Raw genomic sequence first — 23,284 nt, 5'->3', positions numbered from 1 at the left:
CATTATAATTCTAAAAAAACAGTTTTATTCCATTTTAGGTGCTCAATTTTTGCCACATATGCCAAGGATAAAGTATGACTCATCAAAAATATATCTCCATTCGCGGTGCACGTGAGCATAATCTTAAAAATATTGATCTCGATCTGCCTCGTGATAAACTCATTGTTATAACAGGACTTTCTGGATCAGGGAAATCATCCTTAGCGTTTGATACAATTTACGCTGAAGGACAACGCCGCTATGTCGAAAGCCTTTCAGCCTATGCACGCCAATTTTTGGAAGTCATGCAAAAACCCGATGTCGACCGCATAGACGGTCTCTCTCCAGCTATCTCCATTGAACAAAAAACAACCAGTCGCAATCCTCGTTCAACAGTAGGTACCGTTACTGAAATCCACGATTACATGCGTCTTCTCTTTGCACGTATTGGTATTCCTCATTCTCCTGTGACAGGACTTCCTATTGAAAGCCAGACAGTAAGCCAAATGGTGGATCAAATTATGGCCTTACCAGAAGGAACGCGAATTTTTATTATGGCCCCTTTGGTGCGAGGACGAAAGGGAGAATATAAAAAAGAGCTAACAGAACTTTTAAAAAGAGGATTTCAACGCGCTAAAGTTGATGGCAAGTTTTATGAAATCCCTGATATTCCACCTCTGGATAAAAAATATAAACACGACATCGATGTCGTGGTAGACCGCATTGTTGTACAGAAGGATATCACCTCTCGCTTGGCTGATAGTATAGAAACCTGTTTACAGCTAGCAAATGGGCTTGCCATTGCTGAAATGGCAGACCAACCCTTAGCACAAAAAGAAACAACAAAGGAATCTGCTCATAAATCAAAAAATGATACACACAAACGGCTCATTTTTTCAGAAAAGTTTTCCTGCCCTGTATCGGGTTTTTCTATTCCTGAAATTGAACCACGCCTTTTTTCGTTCAATAATCCTTTTGGCGCCTGTCCTCTCTGCGATGGACTGGGCATAAAAAAAGCAATGGATCCACTGAAAATTGTGCCCAATAAAAATCTTACCCTCAAGAATGGCGCCATTGCCCCTTGGGCTAAGTCAGATTCACTTTACTATAAACAAACCTTAGAAGCATTAGGAAAAGCTTACGGTTTCAAACTCACAGATCAATGGTGTGAACTCTCTAATGAAGCACAACAGGCTATTCTCTACGGTACAAAAAGAGATGAAATTTCTTTTATCTATAAAAATAATTCTGGTTCGCATAAAACGACCCAACCCTTTGAAGGAATCATCCCTAATATGGAGAGACGCTGGAAAGAAACCGATTCTGCTTGGTCTCGAGAAGAAATCGAACGTTATATGTCTTCTTCGCCCTGCCCAGCTTGTCACGGTTATCGTTTAAAACCAGAGGCACTTGCTGTAAAAATAAACGGAATGCATATTGGGCAAATATCAGATCTTTCTATTCTAAAGGCAGATGATTGGTTTGCCAATGTTCATCAATATCTCACAAAAAAACAACGTAATATCGCCGTACGTATTTTAAAAGAAATTCGTGAACGCTTGGCTTTTTTAAATCATGTAGGATTGGAATATCTTACCTTGTCTCGAAATTCAGGAACGCTTTCAGGGGGAGAAAGCCAACGCATTCGGTTGGCATCCCAAATTGGTTCTGGTCTTACAGGCGTTCTTTATATTTTAGATGAACCATCTATCGGTTTACACCAACGCGATAATGAACGCCTGTTGGAAATGCTGCGCCATTTGCGTAATCTTGGCAATACAGTTATTGTTGTTGAACATGATGAAGATGCTATTCTCACAGCAGACTATGTTGTCGATATGGGGCCTGCCGCAGGCGTTCATGGTGGAGAAATCATAGCGCAAGGAACACCGCAGGAAATTATAGAAAATTCAGCCTCTCTCACAGGCCAATACCTTTCAGGAAAAATGGCTGTTAAAATGCCGACAGAGCGACGCAAAATATCAAAAACGAAAACACTTAAAATCATCGGCGCCAAAGGCAATAACCTCAAAAATATCAATGCGAATATTCCTCTTGGAACCTTCACATGCATAACTGGTGTTTCTGGAGGAGGAAAATCAACATTTCTTATTGAAACGCTTTTCAAAGCAGCATCACATCATATCATGGGCTCTCATCACAGCCCTGCCAGCTATGACAAAATTGAAGGATTAGAATTTCTTGATAAAGTCATCGATATCAACCAGTCTCCTATTGGACGCACCCCACGCTCTAATCCCGCAACCTATACAGGTGCTTTTACACCGATTCGTGAGTGGTTTGCCGATCTTCCAGAATCAAAAGCCCGCGGTTACAAAGCTGGGCGTTTTTCATTTAATGTTAAAGGAGGACGGTGCGAAGCATGTCAAGGTGATGGAGTCATCAAAATTGAAATGCACTTTTTACCTGATGTCTATGTTACTTGCGATGTCTGTAAAGGAAAACGCTATAACCGAGAAACACTAGAAATAAAATTCAAAGGACAGTCTATAGCCGATATTTTGGATATGACAATTGAAAAGGCAGAGGAATTTTTCCAAGCTATTCCCGCTATTCATAATAAAATGGAAACTCTCATTAAAGTAGGATTGGGTTACATAAAAGTAGGACAGCAAGCAACCACACTTTCTGGTGGGGAAGCACAACGTGTAAAACTTGCGAAAGAACTTTCTCGTAAAACAACGGGACGTACACTCTATATTTTGGATGAACCGACAACAGGTTTACATTTTCATGATATTTCCAAACTTCTTGAAGTGCTTCACGAACTAGTCGAGCAAGGCAACACAGTTATAGTCATTGAACATAACCTTGATGTTATAAAGACAGCCGACTGGATTATTGATTTAGGACCAGAAGGTGGAGATCGCGGTGGTGAAATTGTTGCAATTGGACGCCCTGAAGACATCATTAAGGTTCCCGCTTCCTATACGGGAAAATTTCTAAAACATGTTTTACTGCGCCCATCTCTCTATAATTCTAATTCTTAGAAACGCTTTCTATTGTAAAATACAGCATACTAACAAAGCCTGTACTTTTATTATTACCTGTAAACCAACACCTAATTCCAGTGGTGCAACACGTTTGAAGCAAAGACTAAAAACAATTTAGCGCTTTATAAGCTGTTTCAGTTGTCGTATTGCCAAATAGGAACGCGCACATAATTGCGTATTTATTCTCTGTTTTGTTTATACCTGAAACGACCAGACAACCTAAACTGGGAAGAATATGAAGTTTTAAGGGTATAAATAAATTTCTATATTTCCATTTCCTTTTAATTTATCTTTATGATTTTCCAAGGCATCCACAGCAATATCTTATAATGAAGATTGCCATTGCTTCACACTTTTATTTATCGCGTTCCTTAATGAAGATCACATTCCTCACGAAGGAACAAAACGCCCCAAACGGAATATATTTGCGTTGCCAATTCCCACATCTGTTTTAAAGAAACATTTCTCAATGCTCTCAAGCCCATTTCACAACGGCTCCTATGAATGCTATAATGATAAACTCATTATTATACACCACCATCTTTACATTTATGAATCGGCATCATCACACTCTTTTCCAATATTTGTCTTCCCTACTCCCTAATATTGTAAAGCCTTTAATTATCGAAAGCTTTCATAAAAAGCATTTTATTTCTTTTTTCAAATGTTGTTATCCACACACTCATAACTATTTATGATATATAAAAGTATCGTTTTGATTGATTGACGATAAAAAGATCTAAAATGAGAAAATCTTACGCTATTAGAGTTTCTCATTCAATGTGGAGAGCGTCTAATTATCCTTATAAGTCAAGATATTATCTAATAAAAAAGAAACAAAACTCTTTTATTATATTATTTGAATTCTGTATAAGAATTGTAAGTTTTTTTCCCAAAAAACAGTATTTGGCTGTATTCTACAAAAGAAACTCTCCTAACAGAGCATAGAGTGTCATTATTTTCGACTTTTTGTGCACAAAGTATCTGTTGGACATCTTACAGTTGTCAATATAATGTGATGCAGTCTAAAAAGACAAAATAACGTTGGAGATAATTTCAGCATGAAAAAAATTGAAGCCATTATAAAACCTTTCAAACTTGATGAAGTGAAAGAAGCGCTTCAAAAAATTGGGTTACATGGTATTACAGTAACAGAAGCGAAAGGTTTTGGTCGTCAAAGGGAACATACAGAACTTTATCGTGGTACGAAATATGTTGTTGACTTTCTACCTAAAGTAAAGATTGAAATTGTTGTGTCCGATGAAAAACTGGAACAAACTGTTGATGCAATACGTAAAGCAGCTCAAACCAAACATATAGGGGATGGAAAGATATTTGTCTTTTCCATTGATGATGCAATTCGTATAGGCACAGACGAAACCGGTATCGATGCCCTTTAATAAATAACAGGAAAATTCACTTTTTTATCCACCTCAACGCCATATTAAGGAAATTGAATATGACAACCGCATCAGATATTATCAAACAGATTACAGACAACGAAATCCGTTTTGTTGATTTACGTTTTACTGATCCACGAGGAAAATTGCATCACATTACAATGGATATCGCAGAGATCAGCGAGGATACTTTTAGTGATGGTGTCATGTTTGATGGTTCTTCAATTGCTGGTTGGAAAACAATTAATGAATCTGACATGGTTTTAATGCCAGATCCAGCAACAGCACATATTGATCCTTTTTTTGCTCAATCTACTTTGGTCATATTTTGTGATGTACTTGATCCTGTCTCTGGTGAGTTTTATCGTAGAGATCCTCGTTCTATCGCCAAAAGGGCTGAGGTGTATATGAAATCTTTAAACATTGGAGATACAATCAATGTGGGTCCAGAAGCAGAGTTTTTTATCTTTGATGATGTGCGCTATAAAACGGACCCTTACAACACAGGGTTTAAACTCGATTCAAGTGAACTTCCCTCTAATGATGATACGGAATATGAAACAGGAAATCTAGGGCATCGCCCACGAATAAAGGGAGGCTACCTTCCTGTTCCGCCGATTGATTCCTGCCAAGATATGCGTTCTGAAATGCTCACAGCACTCAAGGATATGGGTGTACAGGTCGAAAAACACCATCACGAAGTAGCAGCAGGCCAACATGAATTGGGTATTCGTTTTGATACACTTGTTCGCGAGGCTGACAAGATGCAAATTTTTAAATATGTTGTACATCAAATAGCAAACAGTTATGGGAAAACAGCAACCTTCATGCCAAAACCAGTTTTTGGTGATAACGGCTCTGGAATGCATGTCCACATTTCCATTTGGAAAGATGGCAAACCCATTTTTGCAGGAAATGAATATGCCGGACTATCAGAAACCTGTTTGTTTTTTATCGGTGGTGTTATTAAGCACGCAAAAGCAATAAATGCTTTTACCAACCCATCCACAAACTCCTATAAACGTTTGGTTCCTGGTTATGAAGCTCCTGTTCTTCTTGCCTATTCAGCACGTAATCGTTCTGCATCTTGCCGTATTCCTATGAGCTCCTCACCAAATTCAAAACGCGTAGAAGTTCGTTTTCCAGACCCAACAGCAAATCCCTATTTGGCATTTGCAGCCCTTTTAATGGCTGGTCTTGACGGTATCAAAAACAAAATTCATCCCGGACATGCTATGGATAAAGATCTTTATGATCTTCCCTTAAAGGAACTTAAAGAAATCCCTACTGTTTCAGGAAGCCTGCGTGAAGCGCTTGAAGCACTTGACAAAGATCGTGGCTTTCTTAAAGCTGGCGACGTTTTTGATGATGATCAGATTAATTCCTTCATTCAAGTAAAGATGCAAGAAGTCTTGCGTTACGAAACAACACCCCATCCTGTTGAATTTGATATGTACTATTCTGTTTAAACAATCAATACGCATTCTTTTGATTTTTAAAATGGAGGCAAAAGCCTCCATTTTTGTGGATATTCGTCTCATGCAAAAGCGCAAGAGGCTTTTTGCTCGTCCGCTTTTCCTTTATAATGTGTTGAATCTCTTCAAATGAATTAACAAAGGTTTCTAATGCCGCGAATTTGTTTTCTCGTTCCCGTTCTTTTATGCATTGTCTTTATCACATCAACAACTGAAGCACATACAATAACCAACCAAAAACTTACAACTCTTGAGAAAGCAACATCTGCTTATAGTAAAGCACTTAAAAATGCCGATGCAAATGCCATCTTAAATGCTATTCCTCCCCAAGTCATCAACCACTTAACCGCCAAAAAAAATCTTAATCAATCACAATTTCTACAAATCATGAAAAGCCAAATAGAACGGTTGGCAGAAAGTTACAAGATTGAAACGATCAACATTGATCAAAAACAAAAACGTGAAGGTACCCTTGATAATGGTACCCCTTATTTTGTTATACCCGTGGAGCTTGTAACCACAACAAATGCTGGGAAAAAATGCTCTATTCAAACTGAAATTATTGCCCTACTTCACGATAACCAATGGTATTTTATCCGTGGCAATGACGAAGCGCTCTTAACCATAACCAATGAAATATTTCCTGGACTTGATAAAGTAAAAACCAATCCTCAAAAAGTCACAAAAATACTCTGAGCGAAAAGAATGCACGTAAATAAAAGATTTTCCCCTATAAACAAGTTGTAACAATTGTAGCAGCAGCATTAAATTCAACTTTTTTATGAGCACGGCGTGCTATTGTTTCTTTATCCGTTCCCCATTGCTCCATCATCCAATCTTCATCTAAATGGGCAATAGACCAAGCATGATCAGCATCAATGTTTCCCGCTGCAACAGCAAGAGCAATGAGAGCAGATCCCGTTAATGTTGTCATCATATGAAGTGCAGCAAGCATATAAGCAGACTCAACTCTACGTAAATAATTACTGACTGCTTGAAGTGCTTCTGGTGATTGTTCCACATGCATCAGCCCTTCTGTCAAATAAAACCTTGCACCTAGCTTTTTTTCAGCCCAATCTAATAAAGGATCCCATAGTTCAGATTGTTTTTGCACCAACTCTTTAGGTGTTTGTGCACGATAAAAGATCATATCACCTGCAACGAAACGCAATAAATCTTCAAAAACCGCCTGCATATCATCAGCGATACCATCAATAACAGTATTAACCAAACGCGTCATCGGCATTTTTGCAGGATCAACAACGTGCTTTTGGTTCTCAAATTCCTGAGCAACATATTCAGCAAACACTTCTGTTGGCACATGAAAATGACGCCTTGCGGGCGTTTTTACAGGACGTTCATCCAACAAAATCGTAAAGCCGCCCTCCTCACAAGCGATCTTCACTTGCTTATAAAACCGTTTTGGGTGTGATTGGAATGAAAGATTTTGAACCTTTTGAACAGAACTCTTCTTATTCAATGGCATATCAACATGATCCAAAATCTCACGCATATTTGTTTACCTCTGATCTTTTCAAAAAAAAACGACTGTTTCTTTAGGTTCTGTAGCTTGAATAAGGTTTAATCTGACCTTCTTAACGATTCCAAAGAAGAAAAAAATCTTGCCAATCTCAATCTAACTTAAGAGTTATATTTCATGTTTCTTTTACAAACAAGACAATGATGATTGCCTTTTATATATTTAATACAATCATAATAGTAAAACAATTTCTAAAAGTATTATCTTAATTAAGAAATTAAACATATTGAGTTTTATGGCAAAGATGTTCACGCCTTACCAATTTGCTTATTATTCACCTACAATAGTATTATCAATATGAACAGATTCAAAAACGCTGCTCATCCAAAAAATGATAGAGCAGTACGGTTTACGTGTCATTCACCTTCGCTTAACCATTTCAATAATTCTCTAACATATCCAATAAATACCCTACATAGAATTTTTCTGCTCAATTACTCCCCTAAAAGACGCTGTTTTACGGCATGATAGAATAATGAACAGACAAAATTATAATTGTAAATTTTCTTTCATATATACATTATTTTATAAAGCACTAAATTACTTAACGCATTGTTCTTGATATACTCTATCATATCACACTAATTTAAATTTAGTCGCATAATTAAAAGAATAGAGATCATGCAATCTGAAAATAATACTTTTATCTATACACTTGGCCCTGCAGATACTAACTGTGCAGCAGCAGCACAGTGGTGGCTTGATAATCACAATAAAAATATTTTGTCCACTGACTCGAGATCCCGTATTATCTTATACGCAACTCTTGAAGAAGCTTTTAATGAACTTGCTCAGAAAAAGGATGGATATCTCTTAAGCTGTGCTGCTTACCCTGATTTGCATACACTCATATTTACCCGTTTAGGTGATATGCAATTATTTGACAGCTTTATCATGCCTACTCACTCTATGGTTTTAGCTAAACGCAATAACGCTGATGAAATTAAAACCGTAGCGACTCATCCTGCCCCACAATCTCTGGTAGCTCATCAATATGACAAAGTATTTGCCAACAGCAATGCTGATGCAGCCGTTCTTTGTAAGGCTGAAAAAGCAGATGCTTGTATCACAACATCGGTTGCGGCAAATCGCTATAAGCTGAATATTATCGAAAATTTTGAACAAATGCCAATGGCCTTTTTGCTCCACTCACTAAAGTCAACTAATCATGAAAAAATCTGAAGTGCTTCTTTCCATTGTTAACTTAGCTGACAAATTCCGTATGCGCCAAGAACGAAATGGGAGCATTAAAGAACCAACTTCAGCAGATAATAATATGATCAATGAATTGATCACTCTGCTGAACCACCATGCCAATATTCTTGACGGATTATCTCCAAAACTTTTAGCGACCATTTCTGATGATCTTCTTCAGTGGATAATCAGCGGTTTAACGACCCCTCCTAAATTTGATAATACTTTGGCTGCTTTCAAAGCCCCATTACCAGATGCTCCCTTGTTTTTCTTGGCTCCAATGCGTGCAACAAATGGACCTGATCCAGAAGGATTCCGGCTGGAATTAGTTACAGGATATCGTCATGAAACGGCCTATCTTGCTGACGCCTCAAAATATACAAATAATTATCTATCACCTTTTCAATGTATAAAAATGGGAATAGCATCAAGAGGTTTTTTAGAAGGCAATTGCATTGTTCTATTCCCAGAATCTGTAGCAGCTGCTCAAAAAATTGATAAGCAAGCATTTGCTTTGTTTTTTTTCAGTAAATTCTTTGATATTTACAACAAGCAAACAATTGTGGAAGCTGAACGTTTACTCGGTCGAGATAGTAAATTCCTGTTCGGTCAATTGCATAGTCGTAACTTATCTAAAGAAGACATTTACGATGCTCGCTGTTTGTGGGGCTATTATCATGACTATGCACATCATACCGGACCACGGCCATTGGATAAAAATCTGTATATAAAATTAAATTGGTTTACAGGTCTTCTAGAAGAAACTAAAGTTGATTTAATTACAGTGCGTATTATGCTACAAAATCATCCAAAATTTTGGAAAGAAATAACTGAATTTATCCTATTAGAACGCATATTTCGTTATCCAAAAGATTCTGATCAGCATATGACATTCGATGCTGGTACAGGGATCTTGCTTTTTGAAATATTGATGCGGAACAAAGCATTGATTGAAACAAATCAAGGTTATCTTCAATTTGATTTGGAGCGTCTTGAAAAAGTAATAATATTGATGATAGCAGATATAGAAGCACTTGAAGCATTAGATGATGACGCTTATTTGGCAGGAGCTAAAGATTATATCCAAAATAATCTTGGTAAGCCGCAAACTTCACAGTCACGATTTAATTTTTCAACATCATATTATGCACAGCGAGTGATTAGAGGATTAAATCATTGAGTTTTGTAAAAGGACGATTATTATTATTTACTTTTGCCATTCTAGCATTGTTTTCCATAAGTTGGTTATTATCTAAGAATTTGGTTAGCAATATACCCGTCATGCATGCGGTTGGACTTAGGTTGTTTGCCACCGCTGCCACCTTATGGCTGATTGCAATATTTCGTGAGAAAGCTGTTTTCAGATCCCTACCATTGCTTTCCATGATACCTTCTTTTTTAATTCTCTCAGTGTTAGGATTTTCGCTGTATTTTGTATGCAGCTTTGGTGCATTAAAATCGCTCAAAGCCAGTGATTTAACCATGGTGCTCGCTACTATTCCAGGAATTACTTATATATTAGGTGCATTGACAAATGTCCTTAAATTCTCATGGCTGAAGTTTAGTGGAGTGATAATTGTCAGTGTAGCAGCTGTAGTATTCAATATAAATAGTGGAGAAGGTGGATACAACCTAATAGGAATAGCTCTTGCTTTAACAGCAGCACTTTCTTATTCTGCTTATGGCTTATTGTCTAAACGTTATCTTAAAAATCTACCTTTGCTCACCTCACTGGCTTGGATCACGACAATTTCTGCAGCATCATTTATGCCATTATTTATTTTTGATCCTGCCCCACTCTTATATCTTAAGTTAGAAGATATATTTAAAATATTGATTTTAGGAACTGTTTGCTCGGCACCAGTTTACGTATTATATCAAAAAGTTTTAGCCGAAGGAGGCGTATTATACGCCAACACTATCGGCGTATTATCCCCTTTTGCAGTGATTGCATGTGAATGGATAATCGGCTCGAGCCCTTCTCTCAATATGATTAAAATAATTGCTATGATTGTAGTTGTTATAGGGATGACACTCTTATTTATAGATGCATCAAAGGTATCTACATGGCAACAGAAACGTCGTGCCCAAAATTCCAAATTTAATGAGGAAAAAAAATGAAAAAACTCGCGTTAGTTTGCCAGCGCAATGCAAAATTACCATTTATATTTGAAGCAGCACAAGCAGCTAATATCGAATTAATAATGATCTATGATACCGCTGAAAGCGCTCCCACTCAACAGCCCGCAGCAGTAACTTCAACTTGGCAACTTCCTGTTTTTGATAACCCAGAGGCAGCTCTAGACACTTTTGCAACGGGAGCAAAAGAACGCAATATTTCTGGGGTTATGACCCTTCGCGAAGAAGCCATCCTATGGACAGCTTTGGCTGCAAAAAAATCAATACTCCAAGTATTGAACCAGAAGTAGCAGCATTAACCAGAAATAAATATCTCATGCGTCAAGCTTTCGCTAAAGCAGGCTTAAGAACACCAGGATTCTTTTATATAGATCATCCAGAAGACCTATCACAAACACAAGCCTTGGATTATCCACTCGTTATTAAACCCGTCTCTGGATGGGCAAGTACAGGCGTAATGTTAGCTAAAAATTCCGCCGAGCTTCCTGATCTCATTAAAGCCGTATGGAATGTTCAGCATAAAGACATGGCACGTTTTAATGATAAAAGTAAACCTGTAGGTTTAATCGTAGAACAGTATTTGCCAGGAAAAGAGTTTGTCGTAGAATGCTTTGTTGATACAGCAGGTGTACACGTTCTGGCCGTTGGAGACAAGGGACGCCCCGAAGGACCATGGTTTGAAGAAACAATTTATCGTCAACGCTGTGATATAGATGATCCTTTAATTATTGCTTTATGTGAGGCTGCATGCTCTGGAGTTAAAGCTCTTGGTATAAATATGGGTGCTGCCCATGTAGAGCTACGCCTAGATGCTAATAATTTACCTTATATCATTGAGATAGGCGCTCGTATAGGTGGATCAGGTGTTTCCCATTTTATTGTTGAGCAAGGTACAGGGATTTCATTTGCAAAACTATGTATGAATGCCGCTTTAGCTGAACAAACCCCAGACCTTCCCGATATACTCCCAGCTAAAAAAGTGGCGGCAAATTATATTATTCCTCTTCGTGGTCATGGACGGTTTTCTGGATTTTTAGGTCTCGATAAGGTTGCACAGCATCCTCAAACCGCCAGAACTATCATTTTCTTTGAAACCAATCATCTTTCACCACCTCCACCAGCATTTGGTGGATATCCTGGTTTTATTTTCTCTGTTCATAACTCAAACGAAGAAGCACGCAATTACCATAAATGGCTCGATGATACCTTAAGCATCATATGGCAAAACATTGATTTATAATGATAATTTATCTTTATTCATATTGAATAAGAACCCCGATATTGTAGGATTTTCTCATTTTAAATCTGTTTATCAGATGGACAAATTTTTTAAAACATTTGAGAAATGCTATAGTAGATAAAAATAAATCAACATGATATTTTCATATTTATTAAAGCACATGGTACCATTATTAAAAAATTCTGCACAAACAATGGTTTTAATTCCGATAGTAGAACAAGACTTCGAAAATCACATTTATTATTTTTAAAAAGATTGCTTAAAAATGATAGCGCAATCCACCAGAAAAACGAACTCCAGAAAAACCAGCCTTGGTTAACCTATGCTGATAGCTAAGATCACTGTGAAGTGTAACTTTAGAAGAAAACTGTGAATTGACACCCAAGCCAACTTCTAAGGAAGAACCAAAAGAACTCAACTGAAAAACATCTTTAAAATGAACAAATTGTTCTTTACCAAAACAATGAGCAAGATGAATATTGCCATAAAAAGAAATGATACGATCCTTTTCAGAGGCTGTAAATGTTTTACTTAAACGCCCACCAACACGCATAAACCATTGATCTATTTTTTTCATCTCAACATCAAATCCATCAATATCACGAAACTTATCAAATTGAAGATGTTGATAAATAAGCTGAAGTTGCAGATCAAAAATAAGATCTTTATATCCTGTCATAGACACTTTACCAGCAGAAAACGACACGTTCAAAGGATTTGCTTTTAATGTCGCCGTCTTACCCCAAACACGGCTACGCACATCCCCTTTAAACAAACCATAAGATAAAAGACCGTCTACGTAAAAATCAGTGTAATGTTTCACACTAGCATATGCCGTAAATGACCATTTATTAAATGTACTCTTTTGACTTTGTTCCACGTTATGAGGTTGTAAGGAAAGCTTTCCATAGGTTCCCATAATCCCAAAAGATGTCGTACTATATGCACGCTCTATTGTTTTGAGCAAAATATCTGTTTTTATAGCGTTATAATCAACATGACCATCGTACCCATATTTAAGTGTAGAAAGATCTGAGACATAACGATAACTCCCACCATAACCGTGGACAGATAAAGCAAAGTTCCCTTCAACTTTTAATAATTTACGAGGAATAGACCGCCTAACTTGCAACTGCTTTTGTTGATGACTCATATCCATGAGCCCAACATGAAACAAAGCATTTGGTAACAAAAGATAGGTCGGAACTTGTGGAACAACCTCTCTGACCTTTAACTCAGAAGGGGGAATAGCAGACACCTCTAAAACAGGCTGAATATATTTACTTTCAAGGCGAAAATCCCAAAAATCTCCATCTCCTTCAACCAATCTTTGAGAAGTTTGTGCATTTCCAAGAGCAGAAGCTGGACCATAAGCATGAAGATAATATTGGTAAGGCAAACCCTCTAATGCGATATAAGCACGATTTAACTGAAAAGAATCCTCTGCCGCTTTTCCAGAAACCTGAATAAGTGAAATACTATGAGCATTTTCACCGGTTGCTATCTCACCCTGATTTCCTGCAACAAATTGCACATAAACTGTTGTTTTTCCAGAAACATCACCATGTATTAAAAGCCGATCAGTTTTTGTATTATCGAGCAAACCATCACTACTGAGATGCGTATTGAGATAAATATCTGCCCTATCTTGCGCACTATAAACTTCTTTTTCTCCCTTCCCAATATGAAGTGTCTGATACTCCTGAAACATTGGAGTCTCAAAAGCAATAAAACTATCAGAAACTTTCACAAATGAAATAGACGAACTTGTACGGTTTGCAACTTGCAAATCGATCTCTCTTCTTTTTGTCAAAAACCATTTTGATCCCCCTGTTAAATAAAGCTCAGCAATAGAATCATCGGCAACACGAGTCCCTCCTATCAATGAAGAAGAATTAGCCAAAATCGCTACACTTCCCCCTTTTTCAGCTGTTAATAATAAGTCACCAAAAATTTTTGTACCTTCTGTTACTCCAATATAAATACGACTGTTATGACTATGAACAGCTGTCCCATCTGGAACCTCAAAAATCGTCCTTTTCAAAAAGACAAGCCCCTGTTCATACGCATCATTTTCCTCATCCCTCTCAAAATACATACCATGTTTGTTACCTATTGCTTTAATTGTTGAATCTTCAATATTAACCCGCGAAATTAAAATATTTCCTTCCCTGCCGTTATTGGATGGCGTGTTAGAATCTTGTCCAACTGTTAAAACATGAACATCCGTAGAAATAATATTCGTATTTTTTACATAAACAGAACCCTGATGTTTTACATTGAAAACTGTATGTGTAATTTTTTCATTTGTATTTTCTTTGTCTTCTGTTTTTTGATATTTTGAAGCAATGGTAACACCATCTAAAGTCGCACTCCCCCCTCTCCCCACATAAAGCGCAGCAGCATCATTCACATCAATAAATCCACTTTTCATCTGAATACCCGCATCAGCACTAACGAAAAGAGCACTCTCTTGACCGATACCCAAACCTTCCACTTTAATTTTTGTATTCGTTAACGTAACAGATGCTCCTCGCTTCTCTGCATAAGCAGCAATCTGAAAAGCCTCAATTGTTCCACGATCAACCTCAATCATTCCATTATCAGCTTTAAGACCTATTGATACATTTTTAAAAGCTGAATCGCTCAAAACAATTTTTCCCCCTCGTGATACAAAAACACCATAAATATCTTCTATACCCGCAGTCCCTTCAACCTCTACACGCGTTGCCTGAATAACTGTATTTGGCTCCTGCACTACTATAGCAGCAGGTAACATGAGAGAACGACCCTCCCCATTCGTTTCTTTAACAGGCGCCGTGAATTTATATACTTTATCACTAATTGTATGCTTTGAACCATCACTGCATTCATAAGGTAATTTGTTTTTGTCACATGACAGTGATGTATATGAATGAGAATGTGCCTCAATATTTATATTTAACAAAAAAGAAAAAATAGCTGCTGTAAAAACGCACGAATACAAGTGATTGTTAGATACCTTGATTATCATTGTTTTTCAAAACTTTCTTTTTTCAACAAAAACAAAAAATGCTGGCAAAAAAATAAACCACAAATTAAACACAACAAGAATAAAACAAACAAAATTATTTTATTTTTTATGATAAAATCATAGCATTCAATAATATGTTTTGTGTTTTATGTAAAGAAAGAACAAAAAGTTTAAAAATACCATTTAGGATGAAAATCCCTTTAAAGAATGCATCTCAAAAACCGCTGGAAACTGTAATTACAAAAGGCCAAAAAACCAATCTTAAAAAAACGTGAAAAAATGCGAATTTTGAAGAGATATAATATTCAATTTATCTCACCACCAAAAAATAAAAATACAACAAAATGAGAATAACTTTTAAGATTAAACGATTAAAACGTTTTAATAAAACACAGAACAAAAAGATACAGTATACGAAATCTATAACCGCATCATCTCTTCAACTACAACAAAAAAACAAGAAATTGCACACTAATGTATAAGCTAATGTACACAATTTCTATATTAAAAATGCTAGATATCTAACAAAGAAATTTGAATAAATAAAAAACTTCTCCTAATACCCTATCATCAATGATTTGAATTAATAAATGTAATATTTTAGATCTTTTGATAAAATCTAAAATACAGTAAAACACTCACCATTCTGAACTTAAAAAACACCAAAATAAAATTTCATCAAAATTAGCTCTATGAAAGCTATCTGTTTATTATCGTTAAAGAAGATATTTTAGCAAAGCTATTATTTGCCATTCTTTATATTGAATAAATTTCTCTAAACAACAACTCACTATCCTCCGCTAGCATCATCTGACAACAACACTATTGCCAATCTCGTAGCTGATGAATATAACTACATTAGAGACAAAAGAGCTATATTTCTCTCTTCTCCCGTTTAATATTTTTATTTAATTATTGCTTTAAAAATTAACGTTCTACTGTTGATGATCACTTGTGCAAAGCTTTTTTTATTTTCTGGCGCTTTTTATCATTTTCAAAACGTAACATCAAATCTCGCTCTTGTTGTGTCGAATTGGTTACACCAAAAGTATCATTGTCCATAACCTGCTGATACCCTGCTACCATTAAATTGACTAAAAATGAATCACTTCGCGGCGTTGATGAAAAATAGATTCCCTTTGAATCTTGTAATTTGTACCGATAACCTGCTTTAGTCATGCACTCATAAACTGCTGCAAAATCACTTGCACGCGAATCCATATTTTCAGAAGAAGCGTAGATTGGTTTCCAACCACATTTTGACAGTGCTTGTTGGACCATAGACTTACTGACACCGGACTTTTCCCATAATTCTAACGTCGATGGGGGAGGTTTGCTAATACACCCAGCAGAGCTTAATAAAATTATAGCACTCAATAATTTCAATGTTTTTTTCATTTCCCCCTCCGTCAATATTTACGATAGAAAGACTGATAAGTCTTCTAATATTTACTCACACGCAAGATGACTTTTGTTAGCATATAGATATTGAAGAAACAATCCCACCCCCCATACAAAAACAAGAATGGAAGGATTTTTGATTACAGCAGCCTCAATACTTAAGGTTGACATTCAGGTTGTTCTTTATGCTCTTCACAATGAGGACTATTCAAACGCCTCTCGACACTTCGCTGAGGAATAACTGCATCAGGCTGACAAATTGGAAGATTTTTATATTTCTCACACCACTTCATTCTTCCCAATTTATCTTGGAAACCTGCTTGGATCATACATGCATTCACAGACTCCTCAGCATTGAATTTCTCATCAGTACTTATTTCTGTATCAAGACGACCATCAAGATGCTGTATTCCACATTCTAACAGAGCTTTTTTGATCTCAAGCTGATCAGCACCTGATTTTTCCCATGCATCTACAGCTGTTCGAGAAGGCTGCTCAGGGTAGCATCCAGCCATAACAAATAAGGTTATCCCGCTTAATAATTTTAAAATCTGCTTCATTTTCCTATCCTTGAGTAATTTTGATATTACGAAACAATCTATAAATTATTTTACATGCTGTTTTTTATTTCCAAAACAATGATGAACATTATCAACCTATATTATTTTTATCTTTCCGAAGATTATGCCATAATTATTATATCAAAAATACGGTAAAATTATTACTAAAATCATCTATCTATCAACGATATGCTTATAATTATTATCAATATTTTGATTATAACCAAAATAGATATTTTATATTATTGCGCCAACAGTTGTGGTACCCATAAATAAATAGCATTGACATGCTGAATTAAGCCCCCCGCGTACGGGTATGAGAAACATGAAGGTAGGGATTGTGATCGTCACAAACAGCAAGACTTAAGGTTTGCATTCAGGTGCATTTTTATATTTTTTACAAAAAGGGCTGTTCAAGCGCTTCTTGACACTGCGCCTCGGGATGACAGCGCCTGAACGACAAATCGGCAAGTTTTCGGCGCTAAAAGTATAACATGGTCCACCCGCTCTTGCTACCTCTTCATCTTTATAGCGGAAACCTGATTGAAGCATGCAAGCATAAGTTGTTGCTTTTGCATTGATGCTCTGCTTTCTGTTTTCTGGATCGACATCATAAGGAGTTGGCATACCACATTCTAACAAGCCTTTTCCTATCTCTGTAAAATCTGCTCCTAGTTTTCCCCAAGCAGTCAAATATCCTGAAGGAGGCTTATTAAACTGACATCCAGCTATACTTAACAAAGTTACAGCACTTAATAATTTTACGATGTGTTTCATTTTTTACTCCATGATCTAATTCAAGGCTTTTGTTCTAAATGAGATGTGCCATAAAATTTTTGGCATTTTGGACCCGCATCTCCAAGACAGGTATGGGGATTTATGGGATTTGTAGCCACTCTCTACCATTCTATCCAAACGTTACTGCCAGCAGGTATCGTTTCGTAGGTATAGCCATTACCGCCAATAATTCTGCTTACAAAGTCAAATTTATTCCCATCAAAACCTGTTTCATGCGTCTGTGAATGGCTGCTATGATGGTCTGTCATGCCAACAATCGTCATACTTTCCCCCATTACATTGATATCTTGACCAGAAATCAGATGAGAAGCAATAATCGTAGCATCTCATTGTACATCCATATCAACATTGCCTGTTGCCTCAAGGATAGAGAGAATTGTTGTTGTGTGTGTTCAGAGCTATTGGAAGATTTCTCGTGTAAAAAGCCACTTTTCGATGATTTTTTTGCTGGTTGTAGTGTTCTTGAGCGCCTTTTATGGTAATATCGAATAATTTTGCACCGAAATACAGTTGCGGAGTGCATTTTGTCCGCCTCCACTTGTAATAAAAATTACTCTCTTATCAATATTAAAAAATAAGTTTGATCCTTCCTCTTGTGAGAGCAATAATAACAAGAGTCGTAAAACTGTCACACGTTCATTGTTCTCTTTAATTTACTCTTCTATGAGATTTTATTGTAATACCTTGCTGCTGTTTATTAAAGTTTTTGTAAAAACAATGATACAATGCCTCATGTAACTTTGTTATCCACTATTTTCTACCAACGCCAATCCTCTTTGAGAAAAAATACATAAAGAACTTTATCTTCGCTTCTAAAAGCAATAGTAATTTTCTAAACAACAAAATTTAAACAACCAATTTTTTAAAGAGCTAAAAAACAATTCTTACAATAACTTCTTTCGTGAAACAGAACTTCATTAATACGTTTAGAAAAAGATATCTGCCTATAATCATGTATCTGGTAAAATCTATTTGCACTGTTAGGCATTTTAACCTAAAAGACTTATATTGATGGCACAGCTCACCATCAAAAAAACGCCTAATATTTATATGATTTTGTCGTTACCGTAAGCAATGGCTCACAAAAACTTCCAAAGCAAAATAATAACGAGCAGATTTTTTCAATCTAGATTGTTCTAACCTTTAGAGAAAACAATCAAACACCTGTTCTCCTGATGACATCAGCTATTTGTTTTGAGTTTTTTCTCTATTCACATTTTATTGCTGTTTCTTTTGCTTAAAATTATAAAGTTTAAGTGCATAGAAACAAATAACAAGCCAAGCAATCCAAATAACACCTATAATTAAAACTGGTCGTGTCTCATCAAAGTACCATAGGAGAATAAAAATAAAAACCATAAATAAAATAGAAAAAATCGATCCTACTGGCCAAAATGGAATGGGAAATTTTAAACCATTCTGAGCTTCTTTAGGCATCTTAATTCGCATAAAAAATTGTGAAAGTAGAATCATCATCCAAACAAAAACTGTCGCAAATGTTGCCATTGCAGCAATAAGAAAAAAAAGCTTTTCATGATAAAAATAATTAAGGACAGCACCAAGAAGAAAAATACCGAAGATCATCAAAATAACAAAAACTGGTATACCGTTTTTTGATAAATATTGAAACTTTTTTAAAGCATAACCTTCCTGCGATAAACCATGGATCATACGACAAGCACCATACATTCCACTATTCATTGCTGAAATAGCCGCTGTAACAACAACAATATTTAAAATATTTGCTGCATATGAAATCCCAAGATTTTCAAAAATGGATACAAAAGGGCTATCCATGAGACCAATCTCATTCCAAGGATAAAGAGACATTAAAATAGCTAACGTCATGACGTAAAAAAGCAAAATACGAACTGGAGTAGAATTAATTGCCTTTGAAATCGTTTGATGAGGGTTTTGAACTTCCATAACTGCCATGCCAATGATTTCTATGCCACCAAAAGCAAAAACAACAACACTAAAGCAAGCTAAAAAACCAAACCAACCATTGGGAAAAAGTCCACCATTTTTCCATAAATTATGAACAGTAACGGTAGAAAAATCTGCACCTTCACCCCACCCCCAAAAAATAATTGCTATTCCTAAAATAATCATCGCAATGATAGCGATAACTTTAATAGAAGATAGCCAAAACTCTAGTTCACCATAGACTTCTACAGCCGCTAAATTAATACCTGTGATGATTAATGTAATACTCAGTGCCCATACCCAAGGAGCAACATCAGGATACCAAAACCCCATATAAGTCGCAAAAGCTGTAATATCAGCCAAACCAACAAGAATCATCTCAAATACATATGTCCATCCCGTTAAAAAACCTGCTAATGGTGATATGTAATTTGCCGCATAACGAGCAAAAGAACCAGGCAATGGATTATGAAGTATCATCTCTCCTAGAGCCCGCATAACCATAAAAATAGCTAAACCAGCAATACAATAGGCAATCAAAACACTGGGACCCGCAAGCTTAATTGCCTGTGCAGACCCATAAAAAAGACCTGTTCCAATAGCAGAACCAAGAGCTAAAAAAATAACTTGGCGCTTACTCATCCCTCTTTTCAGTTCATTTATTGCCATTTCTTTCCTTACTTTTTGAAATGCTGACAATCCACACCACGATAACAGCTCTATGAGAAATAAAGCCTCATGTTTCTTTCACAAATATATTTCAAAAAACATCGAAGACCAGCCAGTCCAACACTTTGCTCTAAACAATGAAAAAATACTTTTATTGCGAATTATTCAGCTTTTATAGCCTACAATTTCGTATTATTTTATTCAAATAAAGTGATAATGAATTTTTTCATAATTGTCATTTAATTCATTTCGTATTCTCTAGTTTTTTACAGAGAAAATTAACCTTAATATAATCTAAATTTTTAGGCTTCTATTTCAGTGCACTGAAATAGAAGCCTAAAAATTCATAACAAACACATTAACTATGCATACAATTAATTTTTTGTTACTTTAAGCCAACTCTCTTTGAGCTTATAAAAAAACTTTTTACGCCAATTGAATAGCTCAATTAATGATAATACGAATCTCGCAAGTTTTCAAAAGTATGAGAAAGTGTATCTACAACCCATCTTTTAAGGACTCCAGCTGCCTTAACGACAAGCTTTCCAATGAAAAAAAAATATACGGTAAAAAGAGCATCTTTGATTGTTGGTCCGATGATAGCGTTCTCCTTACCTCTGGGAATTTGCCCTGATATAGCAATAAAATCTTTGTTTTTCGCTGAAATAAGAGGCTCTTTCTCTTGGGCCACTATCATAATGAAAACTTCCTCTGGAAAGCTACCTCTCCTAAAATTTGCATGAATCTCAAGAATTTGAGAGAAAAAAAGAACTGTTATTGAAACACATAATTTAGCACTTTTAAACATTCCTTTCTCCTTTTTTATTTTAAATATCAAAAATGAACTATAAAATTCATAAAGTATTAACAAATAAGAATAATATAAAATAAAACTTTTATTTTTACTTGATACAATACATATATTATAATTTATATTTATAGAAATATAATATCACGGATATATAATTCGTGGATATTATTTAACTTATATTAAAATTTCTGATATAAATCAGAAAATATAGGTGCTTTAAGTTTATAGTTTCTATAAAATAACATAATATCTAGTTAACTACAAAAATCAGATATATACAGTAATAAATATATGATTTATTAAATAATTCAAATATTGTATCGCTCCTCTATATTTTCATATGAGGAAGTTTTAAAATTCAATATCCGCCCTTCAGCATTGACCTTCAAACAAATACTATTGAAAACTTAATGAAGGAAAAATTGTTTCTGGTAAAACAGATAATAAGTGCCCTTCACGCACAAGTATATGTGCTTGATGAAGATCTGGAGCCAGATAGCGATCTTCCTTAAGAGAAGCAACATTTTTTCGTAGACATTCCATAACAGATTGCAAAAAAGTACTTGTTTTTAAAGGTGCACGATATTCAATTCCTTGTGCTGCAACAAGCGTTTCAATGCCAATAAGTGTAAAAAGATTTTCGCTCATTACCAATAACCGACGCGCTCCATGGCAAGCCATTGAAACATGATCTTCTTGATTGGCAGAAGTTGGGGTTGAATCAACGGAAGCAGGATGGGCCATTTGCTTATTTTCAGACATCAAAGCTGCCGCTGTTACTTCAGCAATCATAAAACCTGAATTAAGACCCGCATTATGCGCTAAAAAAGCTGGAAGTCCATAAGAAACTGCTGGATCAACCATAAGAGCAATACGCCGTTGAGAAATAGATCCTATTTCACATAAAGCAAGAGCAATCTGATCAGCGGCAAACGCTACAGGTTCAGCATGAAAATTCCCACCTGATACAACTTCACCATTCCTTAAAATCAATGGATTATCTGTAACAGCATTTGCTTCAATAATCAGTGTTTTTGCTGCTGCCAGCAAAATATCAAAACATGCCCCCATGACCTGTGGCTGGCAACGTATACAATAAGGATCTTGTACACGCTCATCCCCCCGTAAATGTGCTGCACGAATTTCTGAATCCTCTACAAGCTTTTCTAATGTTTTCGATACAGCAATCTGCCCATAATGTCCTCGTAAAATATGGATATCAGGATGAAATGGCGCCGTTGATCCCATGATAGCATCTGTCGTCAAAGCCCCTGCCAACAATCCACCACACAATGCCCGATAACCTCGAAAAAGACCAGCAAGTGCAAGGGCTGTTGATGTTTGAGTTCCATTAATAAGAGCTAGACCTTCCTTTGCCTCTAAAATAATAGGGGACAATCCCGCTTTCTCTAATGCAACCGCCCCACTCATACGAATATTTTGAAAAAATGCTTCTCCTTCTCCCATCATAACAGCCGCCATGTGAGCAAGTGGAGCTAGATCACCTGAAGCACCAACAGACCCTTTTTCAGGGATGACAGGAATGACGCCCTTTGCAAGCATATTTTCCAGCAAATTTACCAATTCTAGACGAACTCCTGAAGCCCCTCTTCCTAAAGAGATAAGCTTTAAGCTCATTATCAAACGCACAATATTTTCAGCTAAAGGCTCTCCTACCCCACAACAATGGGACAAAATAAGGTTTCTCTGTAAAACAGCGACATCGTCCGCATCAATTTTAATAGAAGCCAACTTCCCAAAACCAGTATTAATACCGTACACAGGCTCACTTCCAGCAGCAATTTCAGCAATGCGTTGAGCCCCTTTCTCGATAGCTAAATGCGTGTCATTATGAAGTTTACTCACTTCACCATTAAAATAAATAGCTGCAAGCTCACTAAGCGTCACCTCGCTCGGTTTCAGTATAATAATCATAATTTACTTTCTTTTTTTTATCAAAGTATAACGTTTAGCATTATTGATCCTTCTATAAAACAAAAAAAACTATAACGACTCTTTAAAGCGAGAATGCTTTCTTAAAGGTATTCCTTACAATGAAGTCATTATCCAAAAGTAGAATAGTTGACGATAAATGAAAATGAAATATTGACAAACACAACCAAGT

At 36.1% G+C, this 23,284-nt stretch carries 18 protein-coding genes; 9 read left to right on the top strand and 9 right to left on the bottom strand.

All coding sequences use genetic code 11. From position 1 onward, the window contains the following. Positions 1-74 precede the first annotated feature (74 nt). From uvrA to ACFIMA_RS05825, 4 genes are all read left to right on the top strand, one after another. A complete protein-coding gene (gene uvrA / locus ACFIMA_RS05840) occupies positions 75-2,990 on the top strand; it encodes an excinuclease ABC subunit UvrA (protein ID WP_375613111.1) in 2,916 nt (971 codons plus the stop codon). Positions 2,991-4,054: 1,064 nt separating this feature from the next. Further along, positions 4,055-4,393: a P-II family nitrogen regulator gene (locus ACFIMA_RS05835; protein ID WP_015856528.1), complete on the top strand. Its 339-nt coding sequence runs from the start codon at positions 4,055-4,057 to the stop codon at positions 4,391-4,393. Positions 4,394-4,452: 59 nt separating this feature from the next. Further along, on the top strand, positions 4,453-5,862 hold the full coding sequence (gene glnA, locus ACFIMA_RS05830; protein WP_375611514.1) for a type I glutamate--ammonia ligase: 1,410 nt from the start codon (positions 4,453-4,455) through the stop codon (positions 5,860-5,862). 156 nt (positions 5,863-6,018) lie between these two features. After that, positions 6,019-6,564 carry a hypothetical protein gene (locus ACFIMA_RS05825; protein WP_375678033.1) on the top strand — a complete coding sequence of 182 codons (546 nt, stop codon included), beginning with the start codon at positions 6,019-6,021 and terminating at the stop codon, positions 6,562-6,564. A 34-nt stretch (positions 6,565-6,598) separates the two neighbouring features. Here ACFIMA_RS05825 and ACFIMA_RS05820 read toward each other — a convergent pair whose 3' ends face one another. Next, complete coding sequence (locus ACFIMA_RS05820) at positions 6,599-7,381, bottom strand: ATP12 family chaperone protein (protein WP_375693201.1); 783 nt, start codon at positions 7,379-7,381, stop codon at positions 6,599-6,601. Positions 7,382-8,029: 648 nt separating this feature from the next. Here ACFIMA_RS05820 and ACFIMA_RS05815 point away from each other — a divergent pair. From ACFIMA_RS05815 to ACFIMA_RS05795, 5 genes are read left to right on the top strand one after another with little or no spacing between them, the layout of a single operon-like run. Continuing rightward, positions 8,030-8,590: a prephenate dehydratase domain-containing protein gene (locus ACFIMA_RS05815; protein WP_375678032.1), complete on the top strand. Its 561-nt coding sequence runs from the start codon at positions 8,030-8,032 to the stop codon at positions 8,588-8,590. Further along, positions 8,577-9,782 (top strand): DUF6421 family protein, encoded by a 1,206-nt coding sequence (locus ACFIMA_RS05810; protein ID WP_375693200.1) that lies wholly within the window; start codon positions 8,577-8,579, stop codon positions 9,780-9,782. The genes ACFIMA_RS05815 and ACFIMA_RS05810 overlap by 14 nt, the downstream gene beginning before the upstream one ends. Continuing rightward, the gene (locus ACFIMA_RS05805; protein WP_375693199.1) at positions 9,779-10,723 is read left to right on the top strand and encodes a DMT family transporter; all 945 of its coding nucleotides are present in this window, start codon (positions 9,779-9,781) and stop codon (positions 10,721-10,723) included. The genes ACFIMA_RS05810 and ACFIMA_RS05805 overlap by 4 nt, the downstream gene beginning before the upstream one ends. Beyond that, positions 10,720-11,031: a hypothetical protein gene (locus ACFIMA_RS05800; protein ID WP_375693198.1), complete on the top strand. Its 312-nt coding sequence runs from the start codon at positions 10,720-10,722 to the stop codon at positions 11,029-11,031. Before ACFIMA_RS05805 ends, ACFIMA_RS05800 begins: the two co-directional genes overlap by 4 nt. Continuing rightward, the gene (locus ACFIMA_RS05795; protein ID WP_375693197.1) at positions 10,977-11,981 is read left to right on the top strand and encodes an acetyl-CoA carboxylase biotin carboxylase subunit family protein; all 1,005 of its coding nucleotides are present in this window, start codon (positions 10,977-10,979) and stop codon (positions 11,979-11,981) included. The genes ACFIMA_RS05800 and ACFIMA_RS05795 overlap by 55 nt, the downstream gene beginning before the upstream one ends. Positions 11,982-12,240: 259 nt before the next feature. On the opposite strand, the gene ACFIMA_RS05790 is transcribed toward ACFIMA_RS05795, so the two are convergent. The 8 genes from ACFIMA_RS05790 to hutH form a co-directional block, all read right to left on the bottom strand. Continuing rightward, the gene (locus ACFIMA_RS05790) at positions 12,241-14,994 is read right to left on the bottom strand and encodes an autotransporter outer membrane beta-barrel domain-containing protein (RefSeq protein ID WP_375693196.1); all 2,754 of its coding nucleotides are present in this window, start codon (positions 14,992-14,994) and stop codon (positions 12,241-12,243) included. A 948-nt stretch (positions 14,995-15,942) separates the two neighbouring features. Continuing rightward, positions 15,943-16,392: a hypothetical protein gene (locus ACFIMA_RS05785; RefSeq protein WP_375632396.1), complete on the bottom strand. Its 450-nt coding sequence runs from the start codon at positions 16,390-16,392 to the stop codon at positions 15,943-15,945. Positions 16,393-16,553: 161 nt separating this feature from the next. Then, positions 16,554-16,955, bottom strand: coding sequence for a hypothetical protein (locus ACFIMA_RS05780; RefSeq protein ID WP_375652841.1), 402 nt, complete (start codon positions 16,953-16,955; stop codon positions 16,554-16,556). Positions 16,956-17,318: 363 nt separating this feature from the next. Further along, positions 17,319-17,732: a hypothetical protein gene (locus ACFIMA_RS05775; protein ID WP_375693195.1), complete on the bottom strand. Its 414-nt coding sequence runs from the start codon at positions 17,730-17,732 to the stop codon at positions 17,319-17,321. A 122-nt stretch (positions 17,733-17,854) separates the two neighbouring features. Continuing rightward, complete coding sequence (locus ACFIMA_RS05770; RefSeq protein WP_375613123.1) at positions 17,855-18,016, bottom strand: hypothetical protein; 162 nt, start codon at positions 18,014-18,016, stop codon at positions 17,855-17,857. 955 nt (positions 18,017-18,971) lie between these two features. Beyond that, a complete protein-coding gene (locus ACFIMA_RS05765) occupies positions 18,972-20,348 on the bottom strand; it encodes an amino acid permease (RefSeq protein ID WP_375693194.1) in 1,377 nt (458 codons plus the stop codon). 448 nt (positions 20,349-20,796) lie between these two features. Continuing rightward, positions 20,797-21,186: a hypothetical protein gene (locus tag ACFIMA_RS05760; RefSeq protein WP_375632399.1), complete on the bottom strand. Its 390-nt coding sequence runs from the start codon at positions 21,184-21,186 to the stop codon at positions 20,797-20,799. 369 nt (positions 21,187-21,555) lie between these two features. After that, positions 21,556-23,094 carry a histidine ammonia-lyase gene (gene hutH, locus ACFIMA_RS05755; protein ID WP_375693193.1) on the bottom strand — a complete coding sequence of 513 codons (1,539 nt, stop codon included), beginning with the start codon at positions 23,092-23,094 and terminating at the stop codon, positions 21,556-21,558. Positions 23,095-23,284 lie beyond the last annotated feature (190 nt).

This window comes from Bartonella sp. AP88HLJMH (assembly GCF_042195605.1).
Lineage (GTDB): Bacteria > Pseudomonadota > Alphaproteobacteria > Rhizobiales > Rhizobiaceae > Bartonella.
This window is presented reverse-complemented; position numbering and strand designations above follow the sequence as displayed.

What these genes read in the sequence shown, in the direction of transcription:
- ACFIMA_RS05815 (WP_375678032.1), top strand. Translation starts at nt 8,030, where the DNA reads ATGCAATCTGAAAATAATACTTTTATCTATACACTTGGCCCTGCAGAT.
- ACFIMA_RS05785 (WP_375632396.1), bottom strand. Translation starts at nt 16,392, where the DNA reads ATGAAAAAAACATTGAAATTATTGAGTGCTATAATTTTATTAAGCTCT.
- ACFIMA_RS05765 (WP_375693194.1), bottom strand. Translation starts at nt 20,348, where the DNA reads ATGGCAATAAATGAACTGAAAAGAGGGATGAGTAAGCGCCAAGTTATT.
- ACFIMA_RS05795 (WP_375693197.1), top strand. Translation starts at nt 10,977, where the DNA reads ATGGACAGCTTTGGCTGCAAAAAAATCAATACTCCAAGTATTGAACCA.
- ACFIMA_RS05770 (WP_375613123.1), bottom strand. Translation starts at nt 18,016, where the DNA reads ATGACGATTGTTGGCATGACAGACCATCATAGCAGCCATTCACAGACG.
- ACFIMA_RS05825 (WP_375678033.1), top strand. Translation starts at nt 6,019, where the DNA reads ATGCCGCGAATTTGTTTTCTCGTTCCCGTTCTTTTATGCATTGTCTTT.
- ACFIMA_RS05780 (WP_375652841.1), bottom strand. Translation starts at nt 16,955, where the DNA reads ATGAAGCAGATTTTAAAATTATTAAGCGGGATAACCTTATTTGTTATG.
- glnA (WP_375611514.1), top strand. Translation starts at nt 4,453, where the DNA reads ATGACAACCGCATCAGATATTATCAAACAGATTACAGACAACGAAATC.
- ACFIMA_RS05800 (WP_375693198.1), top strand. Translation starts at nt 10,720, where the DNA reads ATGAAAAAACTCGCGTTAGTTTGCCAGCGCAATGCAAAATTACCATTT.
- ACFIMA_RS05775 (WP_375693195.1), bottom strand. Translation starts at nt 17,732, where the DNA reads ATGAAACACATCGTAAAATTATTAAGTGCTGTAACTTTGTTAAGTATA.
- uvrA (WP_375613111.1), top strand. Translation starts at nt 75, where the DNA reads ATGACTCATCAAAAATATATCTCCATTCGCGGTGCACGTGAGCATAAT.
- ACFIMA_RS05820 (WP_375693201.1), bottom strand. Translation starts at nt 7,381, where the DNA reads ATGCGTGAGATTTTGGATCATGTTGATATGCCATTGAATAAGAAGAGT.
- ACFIMA_RS05810 (WP_375693200.1), top strand. Translation starts at nt 8,577, where the DNA reads ATGAAAAAATCTGAAGTGCTTCTTTCCATTGTTAACTTAGCTGACAAA.
- ACFIMA_RS05835 (WP_015856528.1), top strand. Translation starts at nt 4,055, where the DNA reads ATGAAAAAAATTGAAGCCATTATAAAACCTTTCAAACTTGATGAAGTG.
- hutH (WP_375693193.1), bottom strand. Translation starts at nt 23,094, where the DNA reads ATGATTATTATACTGAAACCGAGCGAGGTGACGCTTAGTGAGCTTGCA.
- ACFIMA_RS05790 (WP_375693196.1), bottom strand. Translation starts at nt 14,994, where the DNA reads ATGATAATCAAGGTATCTAACAATCACTTGTATTCGTGCGTTTTTACA.